Origin of the sequence: Nocardioides sp. (assembly GCF_034670285.1) — a bacterium.
GTDB lineage: Bacteria > Actinomycetota > Actinomycetes > Propionibacteriales > Nocardioidaceae > Nocardioides.
This window is the reverse complement of the sequence record NZ_JAXMNS010000189.1, coordinates 1-6,891: the sequence shown is the minus strand read 5'-3', so window position 1 is coordinate 6,891 and position 6,891 is coordinate 1. Positions and strand designations below refer to the sequence as shown.

9 protein-coding genes are annotated in these 6,891 nt (G+C 70.9%); 8 read left to right on the top strand and 1 reads right to left on the bottom strand.

The window, feature by feature from the left end:
* The 8 genes from VOI19_RS10890 to VOI19_RS10855 form a co-directional block, all read left to right on the top strand.
* Positions 1-976: sulfatase-like hydrolase/transferase (locus VOI19_RS10890; protein ID WP_323792989.1), on the top strand; the 976-nt coding region annotated here is incomplete at its 5' end.
* Between the two features lie 114 nt (positions 977-1,090).
* Positions 1,091-2,077, top strand: coding sequence for an endonuclease/exonuclease/phosphatase family protein (locus VOI19_RS10885; protein ID WP_323792988.1), 987 nt, complete (start codon positions 1,091-1,093; stop codon positions 2,075-2,077).
* 56 nt (positions 2,078-2,133) lie between these two features.
* Complete coding sequence (gene folP, locus VOI19_RS10880; protein ID WP_323792990.1) at positions 2,134-2,970, top strand: dihydropteroate synthase; 837 nt, start codon at positions 2,134-2,136, stop codon at positions 2,968-2,970.
* A gap of 1 nt (position 2,971) precedes the next feature.
* Complete coding sequence (gene folB, locus VOI19_RS10875) at positions 2,972-3,346, top strand: dihydroneopterin aldolase (protein ID WP_323792987.1); 375 nt, start codon at positions 2,972-2,974, stop codon at positions 3,344-3,346.
* Entirely contained in the window at positions 3,339-3,908 is a 570-nt protein-coding gene (folK, locus tag VOI19_RS10870) for a 2-amino-4-hydroxy-6-hydroxymethyldihydropteridine diphosphokinase (RefSeq protein ID WP_323792986.1), read from the top strand. Before folB ends, folK begins: the two co-directional genes overlap by 8 nt.
* A 58-nt stretch (positions 3,909-3,966) precedes the next feature.
* Positions 3,967-4,431 (top strand): DUF3180 domain-containing protein, encoded by a 465-nt coding sequence (locus VOI19_RS10865; protein WP_323792985.1) that lies wholly within the window; start codon positions 3,967-3,969, stop codon positions 4,429-4,431.
* 9 nt (positions 4,432-4,440) lie between these two features.
* On the top strand, positions 4,441-5,028 hold the full coding sequence (locus tag VOI19_RS10860; protein ID WP_323792984.1) for a hypothetical protein: 588 nt from the start codon (positions 4,441-4,443) through the stop codon (positions 5,026-5,028).
* A gap of 96 nt (positions 5,029-5,124) precedes the next feature.
* Positions 5,125-6,177, top strand: coding sequence for a GNAT family N-acetyltransferase (locus VOI19_RS10855; RefSeq protein WP_323792983.1), 1,053 nt, complete (start codon positions 5,125-5,127; stop codon positions 6,175-6,177).
* 138 nt (positions 6,178-6,315) lie between these two features.
* Here the strand turns inward: VOI19_RS10855 and VOI19_RS10850 are convergent.
* The coding region (locus tag VOI19_RS10850; protein WP_323792982.1) for a glycine betaine ABC transporter substrate-binding protein at positions 6,316-6,891 on the bottom strand (576 nt) is incomplete at its 5' end.

Here is a 6,891-nt window from a genome sequence, read left to right as displayed (position 1 = left end):
GTACAACAACGGCGCGAAGTTCCGGCCCCGGGCCTACCACTCCGACTATCTCGCCCGACGCAGCTCGGCGCTCATCAAGGAGATGTCGGCCCAGGGATCGCCGTTCTTCCTGTGGACCTCCTTCATCGGGCCGCACGGCCGGTGCCCGGTGCGCAAGGAGGTCGGCGGGTGCAGGTTCCCGCCGGTGGTCGCCGAGCGTCACCAGTCGAAGTACAAGAACCTGAAGGCCCGATCGCGCAAGAAGCCGTCCTACAACGAGCGCAACGTCGCCGACAAGCCGCCGTTCATCGCCCGTCGCGACAAGGTCCCCGCCGAGCGCGTCGACACCCTGCAGCGCGCTCGCGCCGGCGCCCTGGCTGCCGTCGACGAGGGCGTCGAGCGCATCGTCACGGCTCTGCGCGAGAGCGGCTCCGCCTCCAACACCCTGGTCGTCTTCACCTCCGACAACGGGTACCTGATGGGGGAGCACCGCTACCAGGGCAAGATCCTCGGCTACGACGAGGCGGTGCGCGTGCCCCTGCTGATGGCGGGGCTCGACCTGCCTCAGGGGGTGCAGAACTCCCAGTCGGCCGCGATGATCGACCTCGCCCCGACCTTCGCCGAGCTCGCGGGTGCCACCCCGGCCGTCATGGTCGACGGTCAGCCCATCGACGTCGAGCGCAGCCTGCGCACCGAGCTCCTCGACGATCGCACCCTGCTCGTGCAGGCCGGCGCGAGCAACCTCAGCCGGTTCCCGACCGGCTGGTGGTTCCGCGGAGCGCGGACCTCTCGCTTCTCCTACGCCCGCTACGAGAACGACGGGTTCGTCGAGCTCTACGACCGCGGGCGCGACCCCTTCGAGCTCCGCAACCGCGCCGACGACCCGCGCTACGCGCTGGTGCTCGACGAGATCGAGCAACGCACCTTCCTGCTGGGTGACTGCGCAGGCGCGGGCTGCCTGGCCGACTTCGGCCCGATGCCCGAGCCGAAACTCTGATCCGCAGTACTCCTGGCCACACTCCTGGCCACGATCCGGTCGGTTCTTGCGACAAGCGGACGCAGGACCGCTAGTTTCGTGACCACTGCCCGCCGCCGAACGAGGAGTTGCCCGATGTATCGGACGACCCGGAGGTCGCTCGTGCGTGCGGCACCGAGCCCGATCCTGGCCCCGGTCCTGGCCCCGATCCTGACCTCGGTCCTGGTCGCAACGATGTGGGTCCTGGCCCTCGTGCTGGTGGTGCCGCTGCTCGCCTCGGCCCCGGCCGACGCCGAGCCGGGCGTCTCTCGGCGCGGCGGTGTCCCGTCGGCGGTGCAGGCTCCCACGCGGGTCCGGGTCGTGAGCCACAACATCGAAAAACGTACGGCGGCGCTCCAGCGGTCCTTCAAGATCGCGCGGCGCAGCAAGGCCGAGGTGATCCTCCTGCAGGAAGTGTGCTGGTGGCAGGCCGCCGACGTGCGGAGCCAGCACCCCGAATGGACGATCTCCTACATCCCCGAGCGCAACCGTGACCGGTGCCAGAACCGGGGCTACGGCGGTGACACCCTCGGGCTGCGCCGCAAGGTCGGCAACCTCGCGATCTGGACCGGGGCCCCGACGGGTGGCTCCTCGACGGTGGTCTTCGACCACCAGCGAGTGAACAGCGACAACGCCGGCCTCGCCTGCGTCGCCTGGATCGACGTCGTACGACACCGAGCCTGCTCGGCGCACCTGATCGCCCCGCAGAGCCGCGAGGACGTCCGCACCCGCACCCTGCAGGCCCGCGAGACCTCCCAGGTCGCAGCGTCCTGGATCGCCCAGGACGACGTGGTGCTGCTGGGCGGCGACTTCAACGCCGAGCCCAACCGGCGCACGATGCGCTTCCTCTACAAGCGCGGTGGGAAGGGCTCGTTCCGAGAGGCGGCCGAGCTGCACTCCGGTGACCGACAGTGCCAGTGCGCGCGCCGCACGATCGACAACCGGCCGGTCAAGATCGACTACATCTTCTTCTCCGCCAACCGCGCGGGTGCTCACACCCGTCGCAAGCTGCGCATCATCCGGACGGTCTCCGACCACCACTTGCTGGTGGGCTGGGCCGACATGGACACCTCGGTGCGCTGAGCATGGTCCGATCGGACCCAGTGATCGCGGGGAGCTCTGCCGACGGCCCCCTGGTGATGGGCGTCGTGAACGTCACCCCGGACTCGTTCTCGGACGGCGGCCGCCACGCCGACACCGACGCCGCGCTGGCACACGGTCTCCGGCTGCTCGACGAGGGCGCAGACATTCTCGACATCGGCGGGGAGTCGACGCGTCCGGGCGCCACCCGACCCCTGGTCTCGGAAGAGCTGGAGCGTGTCGTGCCCGTGATCGCCGGGCTCGCCGCTGCCGGCGCCGTGGTCTCGGTCGACACGATGCGCTCCGAGGTCGCCGCCGCGGCACTCGAGGCCGGCGCCACGGTCGTCAACGACGTGTCCGGCGGACTGGCCGACCCCGAGATCCTCGCGGTCGTGGCCGCGGCGGACGCGACGTACGTCGCGATGCACTGGCGGGCGCACGCCGACCGGATGGACCGGCTCGCGGTCTACGACGGCCCCGGTGGCGTCGTGGGCGGGGTCTGTCGCGAGCTGGCCGAGCGGGTCGAGGTCGCCCGCGCCGCGGGCATCAGTGACCAGCGGATCGTGCTCGACCCCGGTCTGGGCTTCGCCAAGCGGGCCGAGCACAACTGGGACCTCGTCGCGGCCCTCGTCCCGGGGGGTGCTCTGCACGGCCTCGGGTTCCCGCTCCTGGTCGGGGCGAGTCGCAAGTCGTTCCTCGGTGCCCTCCTCGCCGACGAGGACGGCACCCCGCGCCCGGTGGGGGAGCGGGAGGTCGCCGGGCACGCCCTGACGCTGGTGCTGGCTGAGCGAGCCGTGTGGGGGGTCCGGGTGCACGACGTGATCGGCACTCGTGATGTGCTGCGCCTGTGGCACAAGACGAGATCGGCTCCCTCGGGGGCGAGCAGCGAGGCGTGAGATGACCGACGAGCTCGCCGTGCTCGGCATCGAGTGCTTCGGCCATCACGGTGTCTTCGACTTCGAGAAGCGCGACGGCCAGACGTTCGTCGTCGACCTCGTGCTCGGACTCGACACCGCGCGCGCCGCGCAGAGCGATGACTTGCGCGACACCCTCGACTACGGAACCCTCGTGAACTCGGTGAAAGCTGCCGTGGAGTCGGAGCCGGTCGACCTGATCGAGACCCTGGCCCAACGCATCGCGTCTGTCTGTCTCACCGACGGTCGTGTTGAATGGGCCCGGGTCAGCGTTCACAAGCCGGACGCTCCCATCGAGGCCACATTCGCTGACGTGACGCTGACGATCACCCGAACGCAAGAAGGCACCCGTGACTGAGACCCCCAACCCCTACATCGTCGACGCCGACACCCTCACCGGGGAGATGCGTCCGATCCGCAGGGTCGTGATCTCCCTCGGCTCCAACCTCGGCGAGCGACTCGCGACCCTCCAGGGCGCTGTCGACGCGATCGCCGACACCCCCGACGTCTGGGTCACCGGCGTCTCGCCGGTCTACGAGACCGAGCCCGTCGGCTGCCCCGAGGGTTCGAAGAACTTCCTCAACGCGGTGCTGCTCGCCGACACCACCCTGGCGGCCAACCGGCTGATGGACCGCGCGCTGGCCGTCGAGGACGCCTTCGCCCGCGAGCGTGGCGACGTCGCCAACGCGCCGCGCACCCTGGACGTCGACCTGATCGTCGTCGGTGACCGCCGCAGCGACACCGAGGCGCTGCGCCTGCCGCACCCCCGCGCCGCTGAGCGCGCCTTCGTGCTCAAGCCGTGGTTCGACCTCGAGCCCGACGCCGAGCTGCCGGGCTTCGGCTCGGTGGCCGACCTGCTGGCCAACCTTGGCCTCGACTCGGTCACGCTGCGCGAAGACCTCACCCTCGACGTCAACTGACGCCCGACAGCCGCCAGTCAGCCGACAGTCAACAGCCGTCAGCCGGTCGAACCAGCACGTGGAGCCTGACAACGGGTCGCTGCGGCCCACCGCGGCCGCGACCCTGGCGGTGTGGGCCGTCGTCGGCCTGACCGGCGGCTGGCTCGTCCACCCGTTGACCGACCGGTTCGGCACGCCGCCGATCATCACCTGGACCCAGCCGGTCCTGCTGCTCCTGGTGGCGGCGATCGTCGGGGCAACCGCCTGGGCGACGTGGCGCGTCGTGCACGTGCGCCGCGAGCGGCTCGACCCCCAGCACGGGTTCAACCGCCTCGTGCTCGCCCGCGCGAGTGCGTACGTCGGCGCCCTGGCCGCCGGCGGCTACCTCGGCTACGCCCTGAGCTGGGTCGGCGATCCCGCTGTGCTCGCCGACCAGCGACTGCTTCGCTCCCTCGCCGCAGCGGCGGCCGGAGCGATGGTGGTGATCGTCTCGCTCCTGCTGGAGCGTGCGTGTCGCGTCCGTCGCGACGACCCGGACGTTTAGTTTGTAGCCATGGCTTCCCCGTCTGCTCGGCCCTCTCGTCGTCGTCAGCGCTCCACCCGGATCGCTACCGCCTCCGCCCTCGTCGTCCTGGCCGCTGTCGCGGTCCTGGGTGCGGCCCTGAGCGGCTCTCTCACGCTGGCGCTGGTCGCCGGCTTCGCCGCCACGGCGCTCGGTGCCGCCGGTGTGCGCATCACCTACGCCGAGGTCGTCGAGTCGCGCCGCGACGCCGCACGCGACCGCGCCGAGCAGGCGCAGGCCTACCGCGCCTTGGCCCAGGAGCGCAGTGCGGAGCAGGCGATCTACGTCGCCGAGACCAGCGGTCGCCTGGCCCGCCACGAGGCGACGATCACGCGCCTCGAGAGCCGGATCGCCGACGCGTCGGCCGAGCTCGACCGAGCGCGCGCCGACCTGGCCACCGAGCGGGAGTCGGCCCGTCTCGTCACCGCCGAGCGCGACCGCCTCGCGCGGGGCCGCGAGGACGCCGAGGAGCGCGCAGCGCTGGCGATCGTGCGGGTCGCCGAGCTCGAGCAGGAGCTCGACGTCGTGCTCGCCGACTGGCGTGCGGGGCAGCGTGCGCCTCGCCGCCGTCACGCCTGACGGTAGGCTTCACGCGTGGTTGCCGACGAACGACAGCAATGGCGTGTGCAGGTCCCCGAGGACTCTCGTTTCGAGAGTGACCTCGACGAGCTCGACGTGGAGCCCCCCGCGGCGCTCGACGACGACTGGACCATCGACACCCCCGATCCTGCCAACCTCGCCGACCTGGCGCGGCTGACGCACCTGCTACGGGCTCACGAGCGGCACGGCCGCGGGTGGGCCGGCGCCAGCGTCGACGACGTCCTCGTGGAGGTCTCCGCCCAGGGGCTGCTGACGCGCGAGAACGTCGTGGTGCGCGATGCGTCCGGCGTGATCCACGCCTGGGGCAGCGTCCACGACCGTGCCGGCGGCCGGATGCTCTTCGTGCACGTCGTCGAGCGCGACCTGCCCGACCGGGTCGCCCGCGCCTGCTCCGACGTCCTCATCGAGTGGGCGGTCGAGCAGGCCAAGGTGCTGGGTGGGGCGCGCGGTCTCGACGTCCAGCAGATCGACACCGGCGCCTTCGAGGGCGACGAGCGCCAGGCGAAGTGGCTCAGCGGCGCCGGCTTCGAGCAGGTGCGCACCTGGTGGCAGATGAACCGACCCGTGGAGGCCTCCGAGGCCGACCTCGTCGACTCGCCGGACCTCTGGGAGGACCGCGGCGTGCGGTTCCGCAAGGTGCGCCGCGCCGGCACCGGGCTGCCCGACGAGGACGACCTCCGCGACGTCCACGACATCCTCGAGGAGTCGTTCCGCGACCACTTCAACTCGTGGGAGGAGACCTTCGACGAGTTCGTCTTCCGCCTCCGCGAGGACCCCGGCCACCGCTGGGACCACTGGTGGATCGCCGAGATCGTCGATGTGCCTGACGGTGAGAAGCCGATCCCTGCCGGTGCGCTCGTCGGCACCGTCTCCGAGGGCGGCGAGGGCAGCCCCGACGGCTCCTACGTGTCCTACATCGGTGTCGTGAAGGCGGCTCGCGGACGCGGGGTGGCCAAGGGCCTGCTCCGCACGATCATCGCCGACGCCGCTTCGCGCGATCGTGACCGCGTCGGCCTCGAGGTCGACGCCGACTCCTCCACGGGAGCCGACAACCTGTACTCCTCGATGGGGTGGAAGACGAAGTACGTCACCCAGTCCTGGCACCGCGACGTGCCGTTGACCGACTGACCTCGGCCACGGTGGCAGATTCACCACTTACCGATGTGACCCGCGTGGTGAAGCTCCCGCTTCCGGTACCGAACTTCGTACCAGAAGCGGGACCTTCTCCGCTTCAGCGGTGAATCTGCCTTGCAGCAGCCCCGAGGGTCAGACGAGACCGTTCTCGGCGAGCCAGTCAGCGGCGGCCGTCTCGGCAGACGCCTTCTCGTCACCCTCGACCCGGTCGCGCAGGGCGATCAGGTCATCGGTGTCGAGCTCGGCGGAGACGGCGTTGTGCACGTCGGCGAGCTCGTCGGTGAGGATCTGCTCCGACAGCAGCGGGATGATGTTCTGCGAGGAGATCATGTTCTCCGGGTCCTCGAGGACGACGAGGTCCTCCTCGACGAGGGCCGGCGAGGTGGTGTAGATGTCGGCCCCCTGGACGGCGTCGTCGACGAGGGCCTTGACGGTGTCGGGTCCGCCGAAGTCCTCGATCGGACGGAACTTCACGTCGGTGACGCCGTAGATGCCGGCCAGCCCGGGGATGCCGTAGCCCAGCTCGCCGAACTGCGGGTTGGAGCCGAGGGTGAAGGGCTCCAGCGCCGAGAGGTCGCCGATCGAGACCAGGTCGAACTCGTCGGCGGTCGCACGCGTCACCACGTAGGCGTCCTTGTCCTCGGCAGCGGCGGAGTCGAGCACGACGAGACCGTCGGCCGCGACGGCGTCGGTCAGGGCGCCGTCGAC

Excerpts from the sequence above, each read along its gene's own strand:
- VOI19_RS10885 (WP_323792988.1), top strand. The coding sequence starts at position 1,091 with ATGTATCGGACGACCCGGAGGTCGCTCGTGCGTGCGGCACCGAGCCCG.
- VOI19_RS10860 (WP_323792984.1), top strand. The coding sequence starts at position 4,441 with ATGGCTTCCCCGTCTGCTCGGCCCTCTCGTCGTCGTCAGCGCTCCACC.
- folP (WP_323792990.1), top strand. The coding sequence starts at position 2,134 with ATGGGCGTCGTGAACGTCACCCCGGACTCGTTCTCGGACGGCGGCCGC.
- folB (WP_323792987.1), top strand. The coding sequence starts at position 2,972 with ATGACCGACGAGCTCGCCGTGCTCGGCATCGAGTGCTTCGGCCATCAC.